The 25,348-nt window shown below is 35.7% G+C and carries 17 protein-coding genes; 15 read left to right on the top strand and 2 right to left on the bottom strand.

The window, feature by feature from the left end:
- Positions 1 to 60 precede the first annotated feature (60 nt).
- From ACRASX_RS12440 to ACRASX_RS12470, 7 genes are all read left to right on the top strand, one after another.
- Positions 61 to 1,653, top strand: a complete 1,593-nt coding sequence (locus ACRASX_RS12440; protein WP_432221454.1) for an AAA family ATPase — start codon at positions 61 to 63, stop codon at positions 1,651 to 1,653.
- Positions 1,641 to 2,609 carry a hypothetical protein gene (locus tag ACRASX_RS12445; protein ID WP_432221455.1) on the top strand — a complete coding sequence of 323 codons (969 nt, stop codon included), beginning with the start codon at positions 1,641 to 1,643 and terminating at the stop codon, positions 2,607 to 2,609. The genes ACRASX_RS12440 and ACRASX_RS12445 overlap by 13 nt, the downstream gene beginning before the upstream one ends.
- Positions 2,602 to 4,350: a hypothetical protein gene (locus ACRASX_RS12450; protein ID WP_432221456.1), complete on the top strand. Its 1,749-nt coding sequence runs from the start codon at positions 2,602 to 2,604 to the stop codon at positions 4,348 to 4,350. Before ACRASX_RS12445 ends, ACRASX_RS12450 begins: the two co-directional genes overlap by 8 nt.
- Entirely contained in the window at positions 4,343 to 4,924 is a 582-nt protein-coding gene (locus ACRASX_RS12455) for a hypothetical protein (protein WP_432221457.1), read from the top strand. The genes ACRASX_RS12450 and ACRASX_RS12455 overlap by 8 nt, the downstream gene beginning before the upstream one ends.
- Positions 4,911 to 6,269, top strand: coding sequence for an AMP-binding protein (locus ACRASX_RS12460; RefSeq protein ID WP_432221458.1), 1,359 nt, complete (start codon positions 4,911 to 4,913; stop codon positions 6,267 to 6,269). Before ACRASX_RS12455 ends, ACRASX_RS12460 begins: the two co-directional genes overlap by 14 nt.
- Positions 6,270 to 6,478: 209 nt before the next feature.
- Complete coding sequence (bilR, locus tag ACRASX_RS12465; RefSeq protein WP_432221459.1) at positions 6,479 to 8,398, top strand: bilirubin reductase, long form; 1,920 nt, start codon at positions 6,479 to 6,481, stop codon at positions 8,396 to 8,398.
- Positions 8,399 to 8,596: 198 nt separating this feature from the next.
- A complete protein-coding gene (locus ACRASX_RS12470; protein ID WP_432221460.1) occupies positions 8,597 to 9,517 on the top strand; it encodes a bestrophin family protein in 921 nt (306 codons plus the stop codon).
- A gap of 93 nt (positions 9,518 to 9,610) precedes the next feature.
- Here the strand turns inward: ACRASX_RS12470 and ACRASX_RS12475 are convergent, their stop codons facing one another.
- Positions 9,611 to 11,053: an FAD-dependent oxidoreductase gene (locus ACRASX_RS12475; protein WP_432221461.1), complete on the bottom strand. Its 1,443-nt coding sequence runs from the start codon at positions 11,051 to 11,053 to the stop codon at positions 9,611 to 9,613.
- Positions 11,054 to 11,360: 307 nt separating this feature from the next.
- Between ACRASX_RS12475 and ACRASX_RS12480 the strand changes: the two genes are divergently transcribed.
- The 8 genes from ACRASX_RS12480 to ACRASX_RS12515 all read left to right on the top strand — a co-directional run bounded on the left by ACRASX_RS12480 (position 11,361) and on the right by ACRASX_RS12515 (position 23,428).
- Positions 11,361 to 11,555 carry a hypothetical protein gene (locus ACRASX_RS12480; RefSeq protein WP_066306079.1) on the top strand — a complete coding sequence of 65 codons (195 nt, stop codon included), beginning with the start codon at positions 11,361 to 11,363 and terminating at the stop codon, positions 11,553 to 11,555.
- 281 nt (positions 11,556 to 11,836) lie between these two features.
- The gene (locus tag ACRASX_RS12485; protein ID WP_432221462.1) at positions 11,837 to 13,069 is read left to right on the top strand and encodes an ROK family protein; all 1,233 of its coding nucleotides are present in this window, start codon (positions 11,837 to 11,839) and stop codon (positions 13,067 to 13,069) included.
- A gap of 452 nt (positions 13,070 to 13,521) precedes the next feature.
- Positions 13,522 to 16,956 carry a SusC/RagA family TonB-linked outer membrane protein gene (locus ACRASX_RS12490; RefSeq protein WP_432221463.1) on the top strand — a complete coding sequence of 1,145 codons (3,435 nt, stop codon included), beginning with the start codon at positions 13,522 to 13,524 and terminating at the stop codon, positions 16,954 to 16,956.
- Between the two features lie 18 nt (positions 16,957 to 16,974).
- Positions 16,975 to 18,426, top strand: coding sequence for a RagB/SusD family nutrient uptake outer membrane protein (locus ACRASX_RS12495; RefSeq protein ID WP_432221464.1), 1,452 nt, complete (start codon positions 16,975 to 16,977; stop codon positions 18,424 to 18,426).
- A 73-nt stretch (positions 18,427 to 18,499) separates the two neighbouring features.
- A complete protein-coding gene (locus ACRASX_RS12500) occupies positions 18,500 to 19,420 on the top strand; it encodes a dihydrodipicolinate synthase family protein (protein ID WP_432221465.1) in 921 nt (306 codons plus the stop codon).
- A 33-nt stretch (positions 19,421 to 19,453) separates the two neighbouring features.
- Positions 19,454 to 20,629 carry a galactose oxidase gene (locus ACRASX_RS12505; RefSeq protein ID WP_432221466.1) on the top strand — a complete coding sequence of 392 codons (1,176 nt, stop codon included), beginning with the start codon at positions 19,454 to 19,456 and terminating at the stop codon, positions 20,627 to 20,629.
- 62 nt (positions 20,630 to 20,691) lie between these two features.
- Positions 20,692 to 21,936 carry an MFS transporter gene (locus tag ACRASX_RS12510; protein WP_066306061.1) on the top strand — a complete coding sequence of 415 codons (1,245 nt, stop codon included), beginning with the start codon at positions 20,692 to 20,694 and terminating at the stop codon, positions 21,934 to 21,936.
- A 304-nt stretch (positions 21,937 to 22,240) separates the two neighbouring features.
- The gene (locus ACRASX_RS12515; protein ID WP_432221467.1) at positions 22,241 to 23,428 is read left to right on the top strand and encodes an AGE family epimerase/isomerase; all 1,188 of its coding nucleotides are present in this window, start codon (positions 22,241 to 22,243) and stop codon (positions 23,426 to 23,428) included.
- A 170-nt stretch (positions 23,429 to 23,598) separates the two neighbouring features.
- On the opposite strand, the gene ACRASX_RS12520 is transcribed toward ACRASX_RS12515, so the two are convergent.
- Positions 23,599 to 25,008 (bottom strand): glycosyltransferase, encoded by a 1,410-nt coding sequence (locus ACRASX_RS12520; RefSeq protein WP_066306056.1) that lies wholly within the window; start codon positions 25,006 to 25,008, stop codon positions 23,599 to 23,601.
- Positions 25,009 to 25,348: the final 340 nt, after the last annotated feature.

A 25,348-nucleotide genomic window follows, 5' to 3' on the forward strand; every position in this document is an offset into this window, starting at 1 on the left:
ACACCCGAATGCAATAAGCAATAAATTAATTTTTAAGTATCTTAGAAACAAAATAAAACCATGTCTGACTTAATAAATAAAACGATGGGATTTTTTAAAAAAGTTCCAGAATCGCCTACCAATCCGCAAGATACCTCAAACAATAGTAAATTCAAAATAGAAGATCTGTACTCAAGTGAAACTGTGCAAACTGACTCGAACACTGCAATTGCATTAGACGAAAAATTGCGTCAGGCGTATTTTTGGATCACCAACACGGCTATCATTAGTCCGTATTATGATATCGAATTCAATGATGGTGATCCTAAAAAGTTTTTGTTTGGAGACAGTAAGGTACCTGTTACTTTACCCACCGATCAAAGTTATTCTAGTTTCGTATTAATGCCGCTATTGAACTTAGCCGCAAGAGGTAAATGCCTCATAGTTGGCGGACCAGGTCGCGGAAAAACAGCAACATCAGTATTGATGGGTTTGTTGGCGGGATATGACAAAAAAGATGTGATGCGCGCCATTCAACACGGACAACCGCAAATGACAATTTCTGATTTATTAGGTCATCCATTACCTTCAGATCTGGTGAAGGCAGAAAAAACATCAGATATTCGAATTGCTTGGCGGAAGTGGTTGGGCATGCGTGTAAAAATTATAGATGAATACAATCGAATTCCGACTCGAACACAGTCGGCCTTATTAACCGTTTTGGCTGATAATTATGCTGAAATTTTCGATCAAATTTATGAGTGTCCAGAAGGGGCTTGGTACTTAACTGCTAATGATGATGCGGGCGGAGGAACCTATCAAGTAATTGAAGCTTTAAAAGACAGAATTGATATTGTGATTAGAGCAATGCATTTTAATACGCGATTTATTGACGACTTATTACAGCGTATTGAACTCAATTTTAAACCGGAAGCCATTATCCCTGAAGAAATTATCTTTACAGAAGAAGAACTGGATACGGTTAATAAACAGATTAGAGGTATTACGATAGAACCCGAATTGCGCAAGCGTATTGAGTTTTTTTGCCGACAATTTGAGTTTTTCGAACCTGCGTCCAATCGGTTGGAGTACATGACCAAAGACACGGCAAAATTATCGGGCATGGACATGCGTTCTCTTTTTAGAAAAGAAACAGGAAAGGATCCGATTAAAGATTTAGGTTCTCAAGCAAAAAATGGCTTATCGGTTCGCAAAATCATGACCTTATTGATGTTTTCTAAGTCATTGGCCTATTTTAGAGGAAATAAAAAAGTAGAATTAGAAGATATAAGACAAGTTTTACCCTTTGTTTTGCATGACAGTTTAACACCACATTTAGAATCACCATTTTTTGATCAAGTAGGTAATGAAGTTTATCGAGTCGATCGAATTGTATGGTTGCGAAACCTCTTCGATTTATCTTGTGATGAATATGTAATTCAAGATTTAGATCGAAATGATCCAGTCGATCAGTTTGAAGTCGAGTTTAAAAAAGGACTTGAAAACATATCCTCTAAAGAAATTGACAACCGTCTTTTGAATATTGAAAAACAGTTAAAGAAGTGGTCTGAGGAGAAAAAACTTTATGGCTATCGAGCCGATGATATTTTAAAATTGAAATATTTGCACCAACGCTATACTAATTACAAAAGATGGCTGCAATGGAAAAAATAAACTTTCCTCCACTTATCGCCGAATTAACTGCTAATAGCGCTTTGTACAATCAATGGTACAATGATGCCGAATTGAAGTACGGTCCTTTATCGACTCTAATTCTCATGAGCTGGATGGTGGAAGTGGTACAGCCTATTGTCCTAGAGACTTCTGCATTAAATTCGGCTCCCGAAAAAGTGCATGAAGTCGTAAAGGCACTTTATCTCGAATCATTAAAATTAATTGGAAGTGGTCTAGCCATGCGCTATAAAGAGGAGTACAAAAGTGCTTGGCTGTTACTAATGCAATTGCCCCATTTAGTATTAAAATTTCCAGTAAAAATAAGTTCACTATTGCACGATGTTCTCAGTAATCTTCATACGTACGCACCAGCAAAAACAGTAGTATGGTGTCAACTCATGAAAAACAGTAGTTTTGACATTAAAACCATTGAAGATTTTAAAATTGCAGGAAGGATATATGCGTGGAAGTGCGGTTTGGCACATTTAAGAGGTCGTTTAAAAGAGGATTTTCAAACGCTTTCTGAAGAACTTAAACATACGATTTTAAAGAATCTGAGTGAAGAGGCTACTGGTCAAGTATTTGAATTTCGATGGTCTACCCATACGATCAAATTTGAAGGCATGCATGGTGGTTTTAAGGGATCTGAAGGTTTTTTTGAACATCCACCAAAGCTGGCGCAAATCGATGAATATCTATTTGCAACCGATTCCATAAACAATTACGCTCTTTTTGCAGACCAATTTGGTAAAGTGCTACTTCCAGCTAATACGGTAGATTCCAACTATATTTTATCCAATTCGAAGCCATTCGATTCTGTAGAAAAATGGCTGGGAAAAGGTAAGGAACAAATTGATGCTCATAAGATATCATCTATAGTGACAACCAAAGACACGCTTGCTTTTACGCTTCAAAACTCCTATTTCATATATTTATTCAGTATTGCAAATGAGTAATCAATTCGAAATAGAAAAAACGTTAGCTTTATGGAAATCACATTGGCAACAGGCAAAGTTAGAATGGAATCCATTTTTACGATTGCAAGAACCTATTTATTGTTTGTCGCATCAAGCCGCGCAAAAGGAAGGACTTACAGGCAGTTTTGCAATGATTCGACTAAACGATCATCGCATTGTGATTAATTTACAAGAAATTGTAGAACGTGGACTTACGAAATATGCGGTCGAAATATTAGCGCATGAAATTGGACACCATATTTTCACACCAGCCAATTTATACGACAATGCCATTTTATTAAATAGAATTCGGTTTGCGCTGCCAGGTATTGAGGATAGAGCACCGATGGTTTCTAATTTATATGCCGATTTCTTGATTAATGATAAGTTGCAACGCATTACTAAATTAAGAATGTCAGAAGTGTACCAAGCTATTAATTCAGAAGATAATTTTTCTGAGTTTTGGACTTTAATGATGCGTACTTATGAATATTTGTGGCGTTTAAATCGGGGTGACTTAGCTACTAATTTATCTTTTCATAATAAAAAAATAGATGCCGATGCATCATTATTAGCCTCTCTGTTAAGAAGTTATTCAAAAAACTGGATCCATGGTGGTGGTCGCTTTGCCGTATTGCTCTATCCGTATTTAATGGAGGACAACACTTTTGAAGATGCCCGAAAAAAGATCCTCATACTGTTAGATGCAGAAGATGCAGGTTTGGGGGCTATTGCCATCTCAGGTATGACCGAACTCGATTTAGAGGGCTATGATCAAGTAATTGACATGCGAAAAGAAGCTCTCGGTTTAAAAGAGCAGGAGAAAGATGGTTTACAGACAGACAGAAATAAATTAGGAGGACAAGGACCAAGAAATGGATATATGGGACCTGGAAATTACATTGATTTGATGAAGCAAGTCAATTCCAAAGCAAACGAACAACTTTTAGTAAACACGTATTATAAAGAAATTGCTTTGCCTTATTTAATTGATTTTCCGGTAGAAATTTCTGAAAACATAACTTTAGATTTACCTGAAGGATTAGAAACTTGGGATATTGGCGACGCTATAGAAGAGGTAGACTGGTTGCAATCGGCCATTTTATCACCCACAGTTATTCCGGGATTGACCACTCAAAAGAGAACGTACGGATCCGATTCTGATAACGAGGTAAAAGAAAATCCGTTAAATGTATACATTGGTATCGACTGTTCGGGTTCGATGGTGAATCCAATACAAAATTTTTCATGGCCTGTATTAGCAGCGACAATCATTAGTTTGTCTGCTCTGCGAGCTGGAGCTTCTGTTATGGGATGTCTTTCTGGTGAGCCCGGAGAGTATTTAGAAACGAAGGGCTTTATTACTGACGAAGTAGATCTATTGACTACTTTAACTTCGTATTTAGGTACGGGATATGCGTATGGAATTGAGCGATTGCGAAAACCATTTGAAGAAAAGCCAAGTGTAAAGTCACACATCATTATTGTTACCGACAATGATATTTTTAGTATGCTAGATGCGGACACACAAACATCTCAAACCTATTGGGAGCTAGCCGAAATAGCATTAAAAAATGCAGGCGGTCACGGGACAATGGTGCTACATTCGCAGCCCGATTACAATAAAGACTTAGTTATTCGATTGCAAAAAATGGGATGGAACGTGTACTATGTAACAAATGAAGATGAACTTTTAAAATTTGCCTTAGAATTTTCACAACAAAATTATGCTTATGTCTAAATATGATGTTTTTGAGCTGGTTACGCATTTAAGAAAATGTCCAGAAATATATTTAGAACCTTCTTTTTTTTTGAAGCTTGAAGGATTAAATTCGGTTGCGTTGATTTGTGACACCTATAGAATTGTGTGCAATGATTTTTTAAAGACGGAATTTAAGATACCCAGTGATTATACGCTAGCACATCTCGAAGATGATCATTGGAGAGCAATTCATATTTCAATTTGGTTACTGAGTCACCCTAATTTTATAAATAATTCTGCTATAGAAGACAAACTCTATAATTTTTGGTTTGAGGAATTGAGTGAAGCTTCACTATACGTAAAATTCAAAGAGTGGATTAGTGAAGATGAACGTGCTGAAGAAATGGTACGATTGTTATTGAAGTGGTGTGAAATTACACCAAATGGCGAAAACCGTGATGAAGCCGCTGATAAATTATCATCGTTAAGTAGCGCAGATCGGCATAAAGTTCTGCAGGAATCGTACCATGCACATGAAAGAATAATGAAAATTAAAAGAGAAATGGCAGAAAAAAAAGCCCGTGAAGCGGCAAATACCTATGGACGCGAGTAGTGACCCACAAATAGCTTTAACAGATGCAGAACGTTTTCCTTTGCTTAAAGATTTAAGTTTTTTAAATGAACTTCGACAGGATGAGTTTGCCCCAAAATTTAATTTTAAAAGCGGCGATCGGCTCAACGCGGCTCAACTCTTAAAAGTGAAGTCATACCAAAAGAAACAGTACGGTAAAAAGTTATTCTGGACAGAAATGCAACCTCCAATGTGGCTAAATGATTATCTAAAATGGTGTGTTACGACAGTGCCATTTTATCGAAAGCAGGGAGCTACTATAGCTGATTTTTCAACTATCTGCCGAGACGATATTAGAAAATACCCTCATTTATTTGTTTCTGATTCTGCCAATTTAGACGAGCTTTTGGTCTATTATACTTCTGGCTCTACAGGAGCAAAATTAGATGTACTGTTTGATGCTGTTTCTCAGGCCAACTGGTTGCCACAAATAGAATCTGTACTTGAAGATTTTAATGTTTCTATAACAAGAGGCGCGACTTCGACAGCAATTGCGTTGATATGTGCACAAGAAAAAACAGTAACCTATGCCTCTTTATCAACCTATTTGGAAGGAGCTGGCATATTAAAAATTAATTTAAATCCGACAGATTGGAATAAAAGCGGTGATGCTCAAAAATACTTAGAAAAGTACAATCCAGAAATTCTTACTGGTGATCCACTCGCGTTTATGACATTACTAGATTTGAAAGTTGAATTAACGCCCAAAGCATTAATTTCTTCTGCCATGAAGCTCACAGATGGCACGAAACAAAAGTTAGAAAATTATTTTAAATGTCCAGTAATCGATCTTTATTCGATGACGGAATGTCGAAATATAGCCTACGCTACTGCAATCGGTCACCAAGTAATTCGACCCGATTTGTATTTAGAGATTTTTGACCCATACAAAGATATGGCGCTACCTTATGGAGAAAGAGGTGAATTAGTAGTCACAGGCGGTAGCAATCCTTTTCTGCCGTTAATTCGGTATCGAACAGGCGATTTTTGCAGTTTAAAAATAGAAAATGGTATTCCGTTTTTAGTTGGATTGGAAGCAAGAAAGCCAGTTCTTTTTTTTACAAAATCAGGCGAGAAAATCAATACTATAGATATCTCTAATCGGTTGTCTCATTTGCCTTTGGCAGGTTTTAAAATCCATCAAACAAAAGCTAAACGAATTGAGTTTGTTGGTTATTGTAATGAAATTGATACTAAAATAATTACCGAACTATTACTAATTATTTTTAAAAATGACATTGATTTACAAGTTGATATTCAGAAAATATCTCAAAACAATACCGTAGAAAAAACGCAATACTCTTCGGAATTGCAATCATTTCAGTAGTTGCTACAATACTTTCGTTTTAAATCAGATCCTTTTCCAAGTGATTTTATAACTTTCAATTTTTGTTTTTAAGATTAAATCAGGAACTATAAAGTTCTTGTTAAACTTAGTATTCGATCAAAGTATTTAAAGAGCATTTAAGATGATTAATATCATTTATCGATCTAAAAATTAAAGGTATTTTTACTGTTAATTCTAAATTAGTTGTCTTGAAAATATTGGAACCAATCACCATTCGTACAATGACTTTCAAAAACCGAATTATGTTTCCACCCTTAACTACAGGGTACGAAGCAAAGGACGGTAGTATCAGCAGTCAAAGTCGAGCATTTTACACCCGTTTGGCTAAAGGAGGTGTTGGCTATATTGTTCTTGGTGATGTAGCACCAATTCGCAGTTTTGCGCCAACGCCTAAGTTATTTGATGACAGTCAAATTGAAAGTTTTCGTGAGCTTGCGGATAGTGTGCATGCGTACGGGGCAAAATTAGGAATTCAGATATTTCATCCAGAATACGACTGCGATGCAATTAATACGTTATTCGACAATGGAGAAATGGATAAAGTACGCAGTAGACTTCATCATGACATGCAGTTTTTTGTCAATGAAGTAACGGAAGAAAGCTTAGTTGAAATTATAGAAAAAATGTGTTCTTGTGCGGTACGCGGGCAAAAAGCAGGAGTAGACGTAATTCAAATACACGGTGACCGATTAGTGGGAGCATTGTGCAGCACGAAAATGAATACTCGAACCGATAAATTTGGCGGTTCACTTGAAAATCGAACGCGATTTGCACTCATGCTAGTTCGTGCACTTAAAGAGAAAGTGCCTGAAATGATCTTAGAATATAAATTTCCGGTGGTTACTGCAATTCGTGGAAAGGGAGGTATTGATGAGGTTGACGCTCCAAAATTTGCTAAATGGTTAGAGGACGCTGGCGTGGATATGTTGCATGTCGCACAGGCAAACCATACGGGGAATTTAGCAGATACTATTCCACCAATGGGTGTCCAGCCCTATTGCTTTTTTGTAGATATTGCTGCCGCTGTCAAACAAGCAGTTTCTATTCCTGTGAGTACTGTAGGCCGCATCATCGATCCAGATATGGCGGAACAGGTTTTAGAAAGTGGAAAAGCAGATATGATTGGTTTAGGAAGACCCTTACTTGCAGATCCCGATTGGATAAATAAAACAATTGCAGGTCGGGCTTGTGACATTCGTCGCTGCATATCTTGCAATAGAGGCTGTACGGATAACATTCAAAATCGTGCCTTTGTTGCTTGTGTACTTAACGCTGAGAACGGATTTGAAGAAACTCGAGATATTACTTTAGCTGAGGTCAAAAAAAATGTTGTGGTTATTGGTGGTGGTCCAGCAGGTCTGGAAGCCGCACGCGTAGCTGCAAAAAAAGGACACCGAGTTACTTTGTTTGAAAAAGAAGGTCGTCTTGGAGGTCAGTTGAATATAGCCGACGTACCTCCGCGAAAGAGAGAAATGTACCGCGCAGTACAAGATCTTGTTCATGCTATAACAGTGGAAGGAGTGGTAGTTCGAATGGGAGAAACAGCAACTAACGAGAAAATCGTAGCACTAAATCCCCACACTGTAATCGTGGCAGTTGGTGCTTTAAGTTTCACTCCGACAATTAAAGGTGTAGATGGACCGAACGTTTGCGACGCTTGGAAAATACTTTCTGGAGAACAAAAAGTATATGGTAGTATAGCGGTTATTGGTGGAGGATTGGTAGGTTGTGAGACAGCCGAATATCTTGCTGAGCAAGGTTGTAATGTTGCTATTATAGAAAAAAGAGATAAGATTGCAGAAGGAATTAGCAATACTGTTTTACCTACATTGCTAGAGAATTTTAGAACCTATGGTGTTGGACAATTCACAGAGCATGAAGTAAAAAGCATTTCTATTAGTGGATTAGATTGTGAAGATAAACAAGGGATTAGCGTAAAAATTCCATGTGACCATGTTGTTATGGCAATTGGTTCTCGGTCTGCAACATTCGAAACTGTAGCACTTACCGATAATGAAATTAACGTAGTTAGAGTGGGAGATTGCATTGAAGTTTCTGATATTTCGCATGCTATTAAAACGGGATACGATGCTGCGAATAGTATTTAAAACAAAATTGTTTGCGTTAATTGACTTTAAGATCGCTACTAAGTAATTTAAGCGAAAAATGGTTTGTAAAAATGGTTTCAATTTGGCTACGATATTCTCACGAAAAGACTACAGAATTCAGGTAAGTAAAATGTTTTTTCTCATTTAAATCAAAGCAAGATACAGTGGTTGTGTAAATAAAAATATTAATTTTACTTTATGATTATAAAGCAAAAAACAAACTGGTTCAGCATGCTGTTTGAATGGGATGGTTCGGTTCTTCCTAAATTAATACCACGATTAACTATACTTTTTCTATACACAATTGCTATTGTTTACTTTAGAAATTATTTGAGCGACTATCAGCTTTACGTTAATCCGTCCATTTTTACTTTATTTGGAATAGCGTTAGCCATTTTTCTAGGATTTAGAAATACAGTGAGTTACGATCGTTTTTGGGAAGGCAGAAAACTATGGGGCGCGCTTTTAAACGATACGCGCTCCCTCGCGCGCCAGTCGCATACGCTTATAGATGGAACGGATTACGCCGAACAACGCACTCATTTTATACAAATGCTAAAGGCTGTTGTTCATGCCTTAAAACATCAATTGAGAGAAACTAATCCAGATTACGACATGCAACGATTGTTAGCGAATTCGTATAATCAGCAATTACAAACGGCTGTTTTTAAACCTATTATTATTTTAAAAGAATTGGGTTTATGGATTAATAGAGCAAAACAAGATGGTAAATTAGACAGCATCACTCAAGTTGCTTTTGATGAAAATCTTAATAAATTATCAGATATTATAGGAGGTTGCGAACGAATCGCTAGTACACCTATTCCGTACACGTATAGTGTTTTATTACATAGAACGGTTTACCTCTATTGCTTTCTACTTCCGTTTGGTTTTGGCGAAAGTATGTTGTGGACATTACCTTTTATCATCGTTTTTATTGCGTATACTTTTGTAGCGCTCGAGGCCATTGCAGACGAACTCGAGGATCCATTTGGAATTGAACCAAACGATTTGGCACTAAATGCTATGTCAGAAATGATTGAGAACACGCTAGCTGAACTTGACAATCAATACATTGAAACTGCCAAAATTGATAAAGGATATTATTATATTACTTAGTTTTTTGGCGAAACGGCACGAGCTAAACAATAAAATAGAACGTAAGTAGTAATTAGGTATAATTGTAAAAAACTAAAAGTAAAGTAGATTTGTTTATTCTTTATGTAGAGAACTTCCTCTGGGCGAATCTCGTTCATCAAGCACAATTTTAGAATGTAAGAATTGCGCAGCTGCGGCCGAATCTTTTACTTTTGTAGCACTTCGTTCGAGCATTTCTAACTCAAAAACATTCAATATACGTTCTCTAATATCAAAAGAATTAAAATTTGATTCAGAGTTACATTCACTGTAGATAGTTCGTGCTAGTGCAATTGCATCCAACAAGGCTTGATTTGCTCCTTGGCCTTTAAATGGACTCATTGGGTGAGCCGCGTCTCCAAGCAATGTGACTTGCCCACTTTTTTTAAGCAATTCAAAATCGAGTAGCTCTCGGTCATAAACAGGATAACCCGAAATTTGATTTTCTAATGTAGCTGCTAAAATTTGCGGAATCGGATCGTGCCATTGGGTTCTAAGACACGCTTCTTGCTTTAGGGCCTGCGTTCCTTTTACACTTAATTCTTTGGCTTCTTGCTCCGTCATAGGAAAGCTAAGCTGCCACATCACCGATTCAGAATCGTACGGCATAATATAAATGCGCTCAGTGCCATTTGCGGTTTGAAAAACAGTAGCAGAATCTAGTAATGTACTATTTAATTCCTCTAAAGCTTTCAAGGAACAAATGCCTAATATTACAATGCAACCTAGATACTTTAGTGGAGTAACATTTTCGCCAACTAGCAATCTTCGTACTGAACTACGGATGCCATCAGCTCCTACCACAAGATCTGCTTTGGTACTTTTTACTTTGCCTTCAACTATAAATTTTAGCGTAAATTTTTTATTTTCATCTTCCTTTAAATCCACCAATTGATGGTCCCATTGCACGTTTGTGGTTCCACCAAGTTGTTCCAATAAAGCAAAGCGCAACGATTGTCTTGCGATATGTATGTTAGAATTTTTATTGGTGTTTTTTAAATCGGATGGAATCCATTTTCTCATTCCCCATTCGCCGATCATCTTTCCATCTGTAGTATGCACTACATGTCTTGTTGACACAATACCTGCATCTAATGATAAAATACCAAGTGCTTTCATTGCCTTATTGGCCTGCTGTAAAGTTAGGCCGTACCCTTGAGAGCGAGCATCGAAATTGAGATCGCGTTCATAAAGAGTAAAAGGAATTGCTCGATGTAAACAAGCTACTGCTAAAGCCACTCCACCGATACCACCGCCAATAATAGCAACATGTGGATATTTTTCTTGATCTGGAAGTGGTGGAATATTCGAATGAACTAACCCAGATCCCGAACACTTTAAACAAGAGTGTAAGTGAGCTTTAGGAAGTGTAGGAACAATGATTTTATCGCTCGTCTGTTCAAATACGGCCAACGCCATTTGATACTGAAGTCGTACTTTCTTGCTCAAACCTTTGCTCTTTTTTCCTCGACCTTTACATTCGGGACAAACAACCCAGCTTGATTTTCCGTTTTTCACTTTTTTTGAATTCTTTTTGATTAAGCGGCAATTTGATTACTTAATAAAATAAGAAACTGATAGTAGACAATTAATAGAATAAATTTTTCTAGTGCTGTAGCTTATAGTATTGGTGCAAATTTAAATCAAAAGAATTTCAGTACAAAACCACTGTTGGATTTTCCTGAAGCAATAACATTAATAAATGGAATACTGATAGAATAAACTTTTTACTTCGATTTAGAATCTTATAACTTTTGCAAAAAATTCTATAACGAAAAATACGGCTGCTGTCTGTACTTTTATTAAAACTTTAAAATTTATAATTATGAGCACAAATAATCAAACTCCGCAAAACAATAAAAACAGTGGATCAGACAATAGAAGTGACATGAGAAAACATCAATATAAAGATCATGATCAAGTTTTAACGAATGATGAAAATTATGATGTCGATACGCAGAAATTTAAAGGAGAGAAACCTGATTTCGATGATAAACTGAATAACGAAGAAAAAAAATAATAATTAGCTAAACGTCTCAAATTAAATTTTGAGGCGTTTTTTTTTTTAACATTATTTTCCAATAAAAGTTGGTTGCTACTTTTTCTGCAAACTATATCTACACATAAAAGAAGAAGTCAAATAAATAAATAGCGATCTTACTTTCTGAAAATTTCGAAATAAAACTGCAACTTTACATCCTATAATTTCAAAACTTTTTAACCTTCCAAATTAAATGTCTTTCGATATTTAAAAAATACAGTAAGTTTGTGTAGACTTTTTCCACTTAATATAGCATTATTATGAGTTTAAAAAATTTATTAGACACCAGTACAGACAGTAGCCTTTCTGGACAAAAATGGCATATATTAAGACAATCTATTGTAAAACATTTATTATCTAGTGGCAATGCAACCATTGCAGAGTTAAGTGCAGAGCTACAATCTAGCATTCCTACTGTTACCAAAGCGGTAAACGAATTACTTTCGGAGGCGTATGTGGTAGATATGGGAAAAATTACCAACAGTAGCGGAAGACGCCCTTCCTTATATAGTGTAAATCCAACGTCTGCTTATTTCCTAGGAGTCAATGTCAATCGATCAAGTATGTCTATCGGATTGCAAAATATTAAAAATGAATTTGTAAGTATAGAACTTGACTCGTCTTTTAAACTTGAGAATACGCCAGAATCACTTCAAGAATTATGCAATTTAATTAATTCTTTTATAGAAGATACTTCAGTAGAAAAAAAGATGATCGTGGGTGTTTGCATCAACTTGTCTGGTCGTATCAATTCGATGGAAGGATTTAGTTATAATTATTTCTTCACGGAGAACAGACCATTAGCCGAAATTATTTCAGAACAATTGGGACTACCAGTACATCTAGAAAATGATACTAGAGCAATGACTTTTGGTGAGTATAGAGAAGGTGTGGTCGATGGAGAACAAAACATTATCTTTTTAAACTACAGTTGGGGTGTCGCTATTGGTATGATTACCGATGGGAAGTTGTATTACGGTAAGTCGGGGTACGCTGGAGAATTTGGACACAGTACAATTTTTAATAATGAAATTATGTGTCAATGCGGTAAATTAGGTTGTTTAGAAACTGAAATATCAGGCTGGGCGTTAATTGATCAATTTAAAAGTGCGATAAAAGAAGGAAAACAGTCTAAAGTAACATTGGATGAAAAAGGTGTCGCTACACAACACAACGCGATAATAAATGGGGCAGTAAATTTAGAAGATACACTTTGCATCGATCTTATTACAAAACAAAGTGAGCAAATGGGTCGATACTTGTCGATTATACTCAACATCTTTAATCCAGATCTTTTGGTAATTGGTGGTGATTTTGCTCAACTAGGTGATTACGCATTATTACCAATTCAAGCCGCCTTAAAAAAATATTCTTTAGGACTGGTAAACAGAGATATGAAACTTAAAAAATCTGTTTTAGGTCGTCGTGCCGGAGTCATCGGGGCTTGCTGCGTGATTAAAGAAAAAATGCTGTCCCCTTTAATGAACGTCTAGTTTCTTTTTTTTGCTTAATTAATAAAATATTTTAATAAATAGATATTGTATATTAAATTAATTTATATATTTACAACGTAATAGTAAAACAATTGAGCTAGAATGCGTTTTTCATCAGTAAAAATACTGCTAAAAAATTTATAAAAAATAGATTGAATTCCAGAGAAATTAAAAATTTGTCTGTAGAGCATCGCAACTAAAATATATATTACTGTTGTTTAGAGTACAGATCTTTAGGTAAGAATAATAACCACATCACTAGAGGTTTTAATAATAAAATTTTATATGCCTACTATATAGTACGCAGCTTAAATAAAAAGATTGATTTGTTAAATAAAAAAAACCAGCAGTTTTTGAAGAAGTAGCTGGTTTAATTTTCTTCTTAGAAGAAAAATTTAGTTAGCAAATAAATAACCATGAATGAAGTATTAATAACTAACCATTACAAAAGTATGAATTTATTAACAAAATCCAAACCAACAAATCTTTGGTTAACAGCGAAGGTATTAGATGTTATGAAATTAACATCGGTATGTTTATTGGCATTGGCAACGCACGAAGCTTCTGCTGCGACAACTGAAAATCCCTCAAAAAGGTCAGAGAAAAATGTTACTTCAAAAAACTATTTTCAAAGAACTATTACAGGAGTAGTAAAAAATGAGCAAGGCGAAGTTTTACCAGGAGTAAATATTCTTGCAAAAGGATCTAAAATTACAGCACAAACCGATTTTGATGGTAATTTTAGTATTGACGTTCCCGACAATGTTACAACATTGGTTGTATCTTATATCGGTCTTGAGGAGCAAGAAGTGCTTATCGGTAAATCACCGCTTACTATTGTTTTAAAAGAGGTAGGTCAACAAATGAACGAAGTTATTGTTGTGGGTTACGGACAACAAAACAGAAGAACTTTAAGTACATCAGTATCTAAACTAGATAAAAAAGTTTTAGAAAATGTACCGTATTCTAACGTAACGCAGGCATTGCAAGGAAACGTAACTGGTTTAGTGGTACGCACTGCATCAGGACAACCAGGTAAAGCATCTAATATCTTAGTTCGTGGAGGAACATCTATCGACAATCCTTCGGGAGCAACTCCTATGTATATAGTTGATGGCGTAATTCGTACTCAAATTGACGATATTAACTCGGCGGATATTGCATCGCTTCAGGTTTTAAAAGATGCTGCAGCTACCTCTATATACGGAGCGCGTGCTTCTAACGGAGTTATTATCATTACAACTTCTACTGGAAAAGCAGGAAAAACAAAAATTACGTACAATGTTTCTACGCAAAACAGTCAAGTAGGTAAAAAATACGATTTCTTAGAAGGTGGAGATTACATTAGACTACAGCGTTTAGGTCTGTATAATGCTGCAGAAATTGCAGGTCTTTCTACTACTACAGGTATCGCTAGACTAGGACAATTAACCGGCGCGAGTCCAGCAGGAACAGGAAATAACTTACTATCAAACACCCCTTTTGCTACTTTATTAAAATCAAACTTATCACCAACAACGATTGGAGAGTTGCAAGCTAAAGGATGGCAAGAAATGGCAGATCCGTTAAATGCTGCTAATACTATTATGTACAAAAGTACAGACTGGAATGACGTTTTGTTTCAATCGGCAATTACTCAAAACCATACTTTAGGATTTAGTGGTGGTAGTGATAAAGGTGTTTTCGATTTAAGTCTTGGATATTTAAAAGGAGATGGTATTACTATATTTACTGGTTACGAGCGTTTTACAAGTAAATTTAATGCTTCATTAAAAGTGGCTGATAATTTTACCTTAAACGGTCGCGTGTTATACAGTAAAGCTAGCAACAATCAGGTTGTGGCCAATAGCGTGGTTTTTAACCGTTATTTAGGAAATTCACCTACTACAAAATTGTACTTAGAAGATGGTACACTAGCTCCAGGACAAAACAACATTAATGGAAATCCTTTATACCAAATGGGTAAAGTGAAAGGAATTAATGAAAATAATAAATTGCAAATGAGTGTTGACGGTGATTTAAAACTTACTGATGCATTTACATTTACACCTTCGCTTTCTCTTTATAATGAAAATGAAAATGGCAACACTTTTCAACAAGCTTTTTTAAGCGGAAGTAATGGTTTGGTAGATAATACAAGAACTGCTACTCGTTTAAGCAATCAAATTACGCAGTACCAATATGAAGGAGTTTTCACGTATGTGAAAAACTTAGAAAGCATTGGTGATTTTGAAGCAAAATTAGGAGCTTCAAAATTTGATAAAACAATCAATACATTCAATGCATCTGGAAAAGGAAGTCCGTCCGATCTTGCACAAACGTTAGATTCATCTCCAATACCAGTTTCAGTATTTAGTAATAACACCAAATTAGTTCTAAATAGTGTTTTTGGACGTGTAAATTACGATTACAAAAGCAAGTATTTTGCAACAGCATCTTTTAGATATGATGGAGCTTCTAGCTTAGGACCAGATAATAAATATGGTTTTTTTCCAGGTGTATCTGTAGGGTGGAATATCCAAGAAGAAAACTTTTGGACGGTAATGCCAGAAATGGTTTCTTCATTAAAACTTCGTGGAAGCTTTGGTGTTAACGGGAACTTAGGTACTTTGGGAGATTTTCAAGCTGGAGGTTTATATGCAGGTTCTTCAAACGGATTTGCTAATAGCTACAACGGACAGTCTGCCATTATCAATTCGCAAATTGCTAATCCAGGTTTAAAATGGGAGCAATCACAAACGTATAATGCTGGTTTCGACTTAGGATTTAATGGGGATAGAATTAGATTAATCGGAGATTTCTACAATAAATTAACTTCAGATTTATTAACAAACTTGACACTTCCTTCCAATAGTGGTTTCTCTACTGTACTGACCAACTTAGGTGGATTGAGAAGCAAAGGTTTCGAATTAGAACTGAATGCCAATGTGTACAATCAAAATGACTTTAAACTTAATATTGGTGCCAATGTTTCTCATAACAGTAATGTGATCGAAAAACTTCCATTTAACGGAAATGTAAACAACAGAATTGGTGGAACTGAAATTTGGGATGCTGCATCTGGCGCGTACAAATTTGTTGGAGGATTGCAAGAAGGTCAAAAAATTGGTGATTTTTATGCACACAAACAATTATACATTCTTTCTACTCAAGCAGAAGCAGATGCGTATAATTTGACTACAAAAGATAATTATGTTTCAAAAACAGCTGCAGATGGTGGAAACCCAACAGGAAAGAAATTTGCGGGAGATGCAGTATTTGAAGATACCGATAACAATGGTGTAATTGACAGTAGAGATAGAACTTTTATGGGAAATATGTTTCCTAAATTTACAGGAGGTTTTAGTTTAAATGCTGATTATAAAGGATTTGCATTGGCTGTTAGAACTGATTATTCTCTTGGTGCAACAGTTTACAACGAAGCAAGAGCTCGTTTTGTAGGTCAATTTCAAGGAAACTATGGCTTATTGGCTGAAAGTTTACAATCTTGGCAAAAAGAAGGAGACATTACTGATGTACCTCGCTACCGTTGGGCAGATCAAACCAATCAAAATAATTTATTTAGATCTGAAGCAGGTGGTGCAGCGTATAATACAAATATGTTTCAAGGAAATAGCCGTTATTACGAAAGTGGAGATTACTTGTGTTTAAGAGAAATTACAGTTAGCTATACTATTCCAAAATCAATGATCGAAAGAGTACGATTGACTAATGTACGTGTGTACGTTACTGGAAGCAATTTATATTACTTTACTAATTACAAAGGTTTAAGTCCAGAAGTACAAGGTATAGATGGTGGTTCAAGTCTAGGATTAAATGATGCTGGTGCAAAAGGAACGTATCCTGTGCCTAGAAACATTACCCTTGGTTTAAATATTGGTTTGTAAATTTTAATAAAAAACATCATGAAAAAGAAAATTCTCTTATATACAATACTTTTTGCAAGTTTCTCAGTACTGAACTCGTGTCAGGATGAACTAAATGTAACATCAGACAGTGTAATCACATCGGCCAGCTTTTGGAAAACGGAAGATGACGCGAAAGCAGGTGTAAACGGTATGTACTTTAATTTTAGAACCCAAACCCAACAAAATTATTATTTGTTGGGCGGAGCAAGAAGTGCAGAAATTAGAAGTGGCGTTCAGTCACCACTTAATTTAGCCAACTATTACAACAATAACTTAACGGTACAAAATATAGACGTAGATTGGGCTGGTTTATTTACAGTAGTACATCAAGCTAATTTAATTTTAAAATATGTTCCTACTATTCAGTTCAGTCCAACAACTGTAAATGAGCAAAAGAGATATTTGGCTCAAGCCTATTCGATGCGTGCTTTATCGTATTTTATTATGGCGCGTTCTTGGGGCGGCGTACCAATTGTTACTACACCTACAGAAAACACGAATCAATCAGAATACATTGTTCCTAGAAATACAATCGAAGAAGTTTTTACGTTTATCAAATCAGATATTGAGTTAGCTCTGGCTAATTTTCCTGATGCAAATAATAATAAAACGCAACTATCAGTGGCCTCTGTAAATGCATTAAAAGCAGATGTAAATTTGTGGACTGCAAAACAATTGGGTGGAGGAGCAACAGACTTAAATGCGGCTTTGGCTGCGATTAACGCCATTCCTGCTGGACCAGCTTTGTTGCCTAATTTTAAAGATGCATTTAGCTATGCAAATAAAGGAAATAACGAAGTTCTTTTTGCAGTTCGATATTCTCTAGCAGATGTTCCTTCTTCTTTGTCAGACAACTGGAACTCGTTTATGTTTGTAGGACCAAGTGATTTTGCACCCTTAACTGCTGCTACCGCTACGGCGACATTTGGTACTATTGGAGTTGGTACAGGAAATGCGGGAATTTCTAGAGCGCAACCAGACATTACACGATTTAATTACGCGGCTACAGATACTAGAAAAGAGGCAACCTATTTAACATTAATGAATGGTTCTACGCCTGTAGTTACAGGATTAGTAAAATATAACGGAACAGTAGACGGAACGACGAGACGTTTTGTAAGCGACATAATTATTTACCGTTGGGCAGATATTTTATTAATGAAAGCTGAAATTAAAAATGCGTTAATGCAAGATCCAACTACAGAAATGAACTTGGTGATGCAAAGAGCAGATGCAACGGCTTCGTTTATAAATGGTTCTCAAGCCGCAAACGATGACGCAATTTTAAGAGAGCGTTTGCATGAGTTGGCATTTGAAGGAAAAGCATGGTGGGATTTAGTTCGTTTTGGAAAAACGGCAAATGTACCGTCAATGGCTGGTAAAAAGATTTTGTTTCCAATATCTCAAAACACCATTAACTTCAATCCTAAAATTACTCAGAATCCATAAATTAAAGGTTTAAAAGTACTAAGCCGGAATCACTATAAATTTCCGGCTTATTTAATAATATAAAAAAGATCGTATGAAAATTGAACATTTACAAGGACTTATTGCAGCTCCATTTACACCATTTGATAGCAATGGCAAATTAGATGTGAGTTTGATTCCCCCTTATTATACTTTTCTAAAGCAAAACGGAATAACGGGTGCTTTTATTAATGGATCTACAGGTGAAGGTGTTTCGACAACCGTAGCAGAAAAGAAAGCAGTTGCTCAAGCTTGGGCTGATTGTAGTAATCATGATGCCGATTTTAAAGTGATGGCATTTTTGGCAGGAACTTGTTTGGCTGATTGTATTGAATTAGCAAAACATGCACAGGAAATAGGATTGTATGCGGTTTCTTTAACCGGACCTTTTTATTTTAAACCAGCGAATGTTGAGGTTTTAGCTCAAATATGTATTGAGGTAGGAAAAGAAGTGCCGACCATGCCTTTTTATTATTACCATATTCCCGTATTGACCGGTGTAAACTTACCGATGTTTGATTTAGTTAAAGCATTGGATGGAAAATTATCCAATTTTGCTGGAGTAAAATATACGCATGAAGATTTTATGGACTTTCAAAGTTGCATGAGTTATGAAAATGGAAAATACGATATGCTTTGGGGACGTGACGAGAATATGTTGTCTGCTTTAGTTTTAGGTGCTAAAGGTGCTGTAGGAAGTACATTTAATTATGCCGCTCCTTTATATTATGATTTGATTGATGCATTCAACAACAATGATTTAGTAAAAGCACGAGTTTTACAACAAAAATCAATAAACATGATTCGCCTTTTAGGTAAATATGGCGGGATTTCAGTAGGTAAAGCCTATATGAAAGTAGTTGGTCATGATTTAGGACAATTTAGATTGCCTGTCAAAAACATGAGTGACGAACAATTTGAATTATTCAAAAAAGATGTAGCGAGTTTAAATTTTGACGAATTTAAATCAAAATAATGCAATCGGCCGTTTTATTATAAAATAATAACGATGAACAAATCTATTTTTCCTTTTCTTTTTATATCTCTAATTATGGCAACAACTGAAACATTTTCTCAAAAAAATGAGGTAAGTCAAGTAAATTGGTCGACAGCTGCACAAGTACAAAATAACGACGGTAGTCTTTCGTTAGGCTTTGCAGGAGTCATTAATGGCATCAGCAATGACGTTCTAATTGTAACTGGTGGAGCCAATTTTCCGGATAAAATGCCTTGGGAAGGAGGGAAAAAAGAGTATTCAAAAACCATTCATGTGTTGCAAAAATGCAAAGATCAATTTAATTGGATTGCAGCAGTAAAAAGTGAATTGCCAGAAGCAATTGCGTACTCAGGGTCTACCTCTACAAAACTTGGTGTAGTATATGTGGGAGGAGAAAATGAAAATGGACTTTCTAATAAATCGTACCTATTAAAATGGAATGCTGATACAAAAGAAGTAGAGACAAAATCCTTACCCGATTTTCCTATAGCTATTGCAAACATTGCTTTAACTCACATTGATACTGTCGTTTATGCAGTTGGTGGCGATGAAGCAGGACAATCTTCTGACTTTTTTGCAAGTCTTGATTTAAACGACGCGAATGCAAAGTGGATACTTTTACCAAAATTACCAATTGCCTTAGCGAACTCGGTAGTAATCGCTCAAAAAGGAAAAGATGGCACTAATATATATGTCGTTGGTGGAAGAACCAAAACAGCTTCTGGTATAAGCGATTTACACAACACCACTTTGGTCTTTAACCTGCAAAAGCAGAAGTGGGAAACTGCCGCTACCATATCTGATGGAAAAAATACCACAAATTTTTCAGCAGGTACAGGAGTTGCTTTCGGATCACATTCTATTTTAATTCTTGGAGGAGATAATGGTGTTATTTTTCATCAAATTGAAACCTTTTTGTCCCAAATTGCTCAAGCAGAATCTCCAGAAAAGAAAACTGATCTCATCACCCAAAAAAATAAATTGGTAACCAATCATCCCGGATTTTATAATGGAATTTTACTGTATAATACGCTAACTGATCAGTGGTCAAAAATAGGAGAGTTGCCCTTTTTACCTCATGTTACTACGCCAGCCGTAGTATGGAATAAAAAAATAATACTATCCAACGGAGAAATTAAACCAGGTATTCGCACGCCTAATGTAATGTTGGGAACAATCAAAAAATAAATAGTTTTAATCGAGGCCGCACTTAAATAGCAGATTTAAAACTAAAAAAAATAGACCATAATATGAAAGAATCAAAATATTATCCGTGGATAGTAGTAGCATTGCTATGGATTGTCGCTTTGTTGAACTACATGGATAGACAAATGTTGGCGACAATGCGTCCATCGATGGAAACCGATATTCCAGAATTATTATCGGGAGAAAATTTTGGTCGATTAATGGCTATATTCCTGTGGATTTATGCTTTAATGAGTCCGGTGTCGGGCATTATTGCCGACAAAATGAATAGAAAATGGTTAATTGTTGGTAGCCTTTTTGTTTGGTCTGCAGTGACTTATGCCATGGGATTAGCTACAACATACAATCAGTTGTATTGGTTAAGAGCACTTATGGGAGTTAGTGAGGCATTATACATTCCGGCAGGATTGTCACTAATTGCTGATTACCATCAAAAAAAGACACGATCATTGGCCATTGGTATTCACATGACTGGATTGTATATGGGTTCGGCCATCGGGGGTTTTGGAGCTACAATAGCTGCTTCATTTTCATGGCATACTACTTTTCATTATTTTGGTTTAATCGGAATTGTATATTCTATAGTTTTAGTTTTTCTGTTAAAAGAATTTAAACATCAAAACGTAGAACCGCAAATTACAGCTGCTGCTCCAAAAAAGGAAAAAGAAAGTGTACTAAAGGGACTGAGTATATTGTTTACAAATATGTCATTTTGGATTATTTTATTTTATTTTGCGATTCCTAGTTTACCGGGTTGGGCCACCAAAAACTGGCTGCCAACTTTGTTTTCTCAAAATCTAAATATCCCTATGGAACAAGCGGGACCGTTAGCCACAATTACCATTTCGGTATCTGCTTTTATAGGTGTTATTTTTGGCGGAATTTTATCAGATAAATGGGTTCAAAAAAATATAAAAGGTCGCGTCTACACTAGTGCCATTGGTATTGCCTTAACTATTCCTGCCTTATTACTTATTGGTTTTGGACATTCTTTATTCAATGTAGTAGGAGCGGCGCTTTGTTTTGGTGTTGGTTACGGTATGTTTGATGCAAATAATATGCCTATACTGTGCCAATTTGTATCTTCAAAATACAGAGCAACTGCTTATGGCGTGTTAAATATGACTGGAGTGGGTTGTGGCGCATTAGTAACTTCTTTATTAGGTAAATATTCAGACAGCGGAACTCTGGGTAATGGATTTGCTTTTATGGCAGGCATTGTCTTGATTGCTTTAATAGTTCAAATTACTTTTCTACGTCCAAAAGTAAATGATTTTGTAGACGATTAATATTTGAATGTGCAATCAAATGTTCGCTACAGATTCAATAATTGATTTTTCATTAATTTTTTTTTTGTTTTTATTTATTTGTTGAGGTGAATTTAACTTTCACCTCAGCATTTATTTATGATGGTTTAAGAAAAATGTTTTAATTATAAATTTTGTACGTCTTTTAAAAAATAAAACGCAGCTGTAAAGCAATTTTTGATAATCAATGCATTCTAACAATAGATTAGTGGATGATTTCGAAAACATAAAAAAATTAAATCAAGCAGATGGGTTTCAAAAATCCAACTAAAAATACTTTTAAAAGATGAATTACTCAACGACAGATCTACGAGATTTAAAAGATTTTTATCAGAATCAGTTACTAAATGACACCGTTCCATTTTGGTTTCCACGCTCTTTAGACACTGAATTTGGTGGCTATTTGCTAATGCGAGATCAAGACGGCAGTTTATTAGATGATGATAAAGCAGTATGGATTCAAGGTCGCGCTGCTTGGCTTTTGGCTACCTTGTATAATACAATTGAGCCCAAGCAAGAATGGCTTGATGGAGCTAAGTCTGGAATTGATTTTTTAAACAAGCATTGTTTCGACACGGATGGACAAATGTTTTTTCACGTAACTCGTGAAGGGCAACCCATTCGCAAGCGACGTTATTATTTTTCAGAAACTTTTGCAGTTATTGCAATGGCTTCGTACGCAAAAGCAAGCGGAGATGAAGCTGTGGCCGAAAAAGCACGTCATTTATTTGGGAAATGTATTGAATATTCAAGCACACCCGGTTTATTAGAACCTAAATTCACATCCACTCGTCCCAGTAAAGGTATCGGAGTGCCGATGATTATGATGAATACCGCACAGCAATTGAGAGAAACTATTGGCGATCCTCGGTGTGACGCATACATTGATAAATGGATCAATGAAATAGAGATTGATTTTGTAAAAGACGACATTAAATGTGTCATGGAACAAGTCGCGCCAGACGGATCAATTATCGATCATATTGACGGACGTACTTTAAATCCTGGCCATGCGATTGAAGGCGCTTGGTTTATTTTGCACGAAGCAAAGTATAGAAATAATGATGCGAGGTTAATTGCTCTAGGCTGCAAAATGCTAGATTACATGTGGGAACGCGGCTGGGACAAAGAACATGGCGGAATTTTATATTACCGTGATGTTTATGATAAACCTGTACAAGAATATTGGCAAGACATGAAGTTTTGGTGGCCTCATAATGAGGTAATCATAGCCACTCTTTTGGCTTATACCATGACCGGTGACGAAAAATATGCTAAATGGCACAAAATGGTCCACGAGTATGCGTATAGTAAATTTCACGATGCAGCAAACGGAGAATGGTTCGGCTATTTGCATAAAGATGGTACGATTGCACAAACTGCCAAAGGAAATATGTTTAAAGGTCCCTTTCATTTACCAAGACAAGAATGGTATTGCATGCAAATATTAAAGGATCACTTAGCAAAAATATAGCCGGTAAAGAATGAGATTATAAAGCTACAGTACTAAGCATAACACAAGAAAATAAATCAAACAACAAGCGTCTCCAATTAATTTTTGAGACGTTTTTTTATAGCTTATTGCAAAATTCAAGAGCCACTTAAAAAAGTGGCTCTTGAGGGAAATATAGTTAGTTTGTAGTTTTATTTCTGAGGTAGTTCGCGGGTTAACCAACCACTACGTCCTGCAGTTGCAATCGCATAAGGCGGAATCCAGAACAATCCAAAAGTGTATAGAACACTATAAGCGTATGCCCATAAAGATTCGGAAGCACTGTATCTTTTGGCATAAAACAATACTGGAAAACTAGATACAATTAAAATTCCTAATAGGGTAGAACTTAAAAATAGCAATGGATGCACGACAATAAAGTACAACATAAAAAGTAAGAAAGGATACGTCATTAAAATGCTTAAAAACTGATTTGTAAACAATAGTCTCGTGCCAACTTTAGACTCTTTCTTGAAATCTGTGAATACATATTTGGCCATAACCAAATTTTCACGAACGTTACTTCTTCCCCAACGGATGAACATTTTGTACAATCCCTTATATTTTTCTGGCACGTCAGTTAAAACTAAAGCATTTCTTTGAAAAAGCACTTTTTTACCTTGTTTTAAAATCATATTGGTCATTGCTCGATCTTCACCAATGTCTGAAGCTTCTCCCATAAAGGTTTGATTAATCCAATCTGGAAGACATTTAAATACAGAAGAACTTCTGTATGCTGCCAAAGCACCAGGCGTGCACAATACACTTCCTAATTGGCTTTCAACTGATCTTACAAATTCAAAACTCATTACAAAACTTACGTTTAACATTTTAGGTAAAATAGCAGTCTTGTTGTTTAATACACGAACATTTCCTGCTACAGCACCACAATTTTTATCAGTCACAAACGGACTTACTAAGTTTCTTAATGTGTCTGGTTTAATAATAGAATCACTGTCGATGGTTACAAAAACTTCACCAGTTCCTAAATTAAAACCACGGTAAAGTGCATGTCTTTTTCCTTTGTTTTCAGGTTGTTGAAAAACCACTATTTGGTCACCTAATTCTTGTTTGGCTTTATTCATCCAATACCAAGTGTCATCTTTACTTCCATCATCAATTGCTAAAATTTGTAATTTATGTTTTGGAAAATCACTATTGGCAATACTCAATAAGGTGTCATATACTAAATTTCCTTCGTTGTACGCGGGAACGATTATCGTACAAGTTGGCAACAATTCATCGGTTACAGATGCAATTGGTTTGTATTGAAAGTATAAATAAACATTGTACAATAAAAACGAAACTTTAAATAGTAGCAACGCTGATGTTACTGCAAGAAAAGTTAAGCCAATTGGCGAATTGATCCTGCTTTCGTTAAAATTGTAAAAATGAGGTTGCAAAAAATATACTAGTGCAGCACCACCAAATAACAATAACATCGTTGCTGTTAAAACGATTCGGTTAGCAATAACGCTTTTAGAATGATCTGTTGCGTTTATAGGACCTGTTTGTTCAGTATCCAATAAAATGTCTGTAGGAGTGAGGGTTTGTGTTTTCATATAAAGAACTAAAAATGATGTGTAATTGTTTTCAAACAACTAAGCAAGTTTTGTTCCGAAGTTAGTTCTAGCTGTAAATCAGATCTTTGTGTTTGGTGCCAGATTTTTAAAGTGTGTAAAAATTACCCACTTTGTACCAATTACCCACTTTTAGAGTATTTTTATTGCCCTAAAAATTTTAAATTTTGGCCGTAGAATTTTCTGAGTTTTAAGTTCTGCCAAATTAATTATTATTTGAATTTTAAAAATTATTTTTTATGCCACCGCTTCAAGTCGATCTGCGTCAACGAAATAAAAAGATTTGTTACGCTTTTGCTGAAAATAGTGTTGACCAGCATTT

The organism is Flavobacterium sp. TMP13 (assembly GCF_050847115.1).
Taxonomy (GTDB): Bacteria; Bacteroidota; Bacteroidia; order Flavobacteriales; family Flavobacteriaceae; genus Flavobacterium.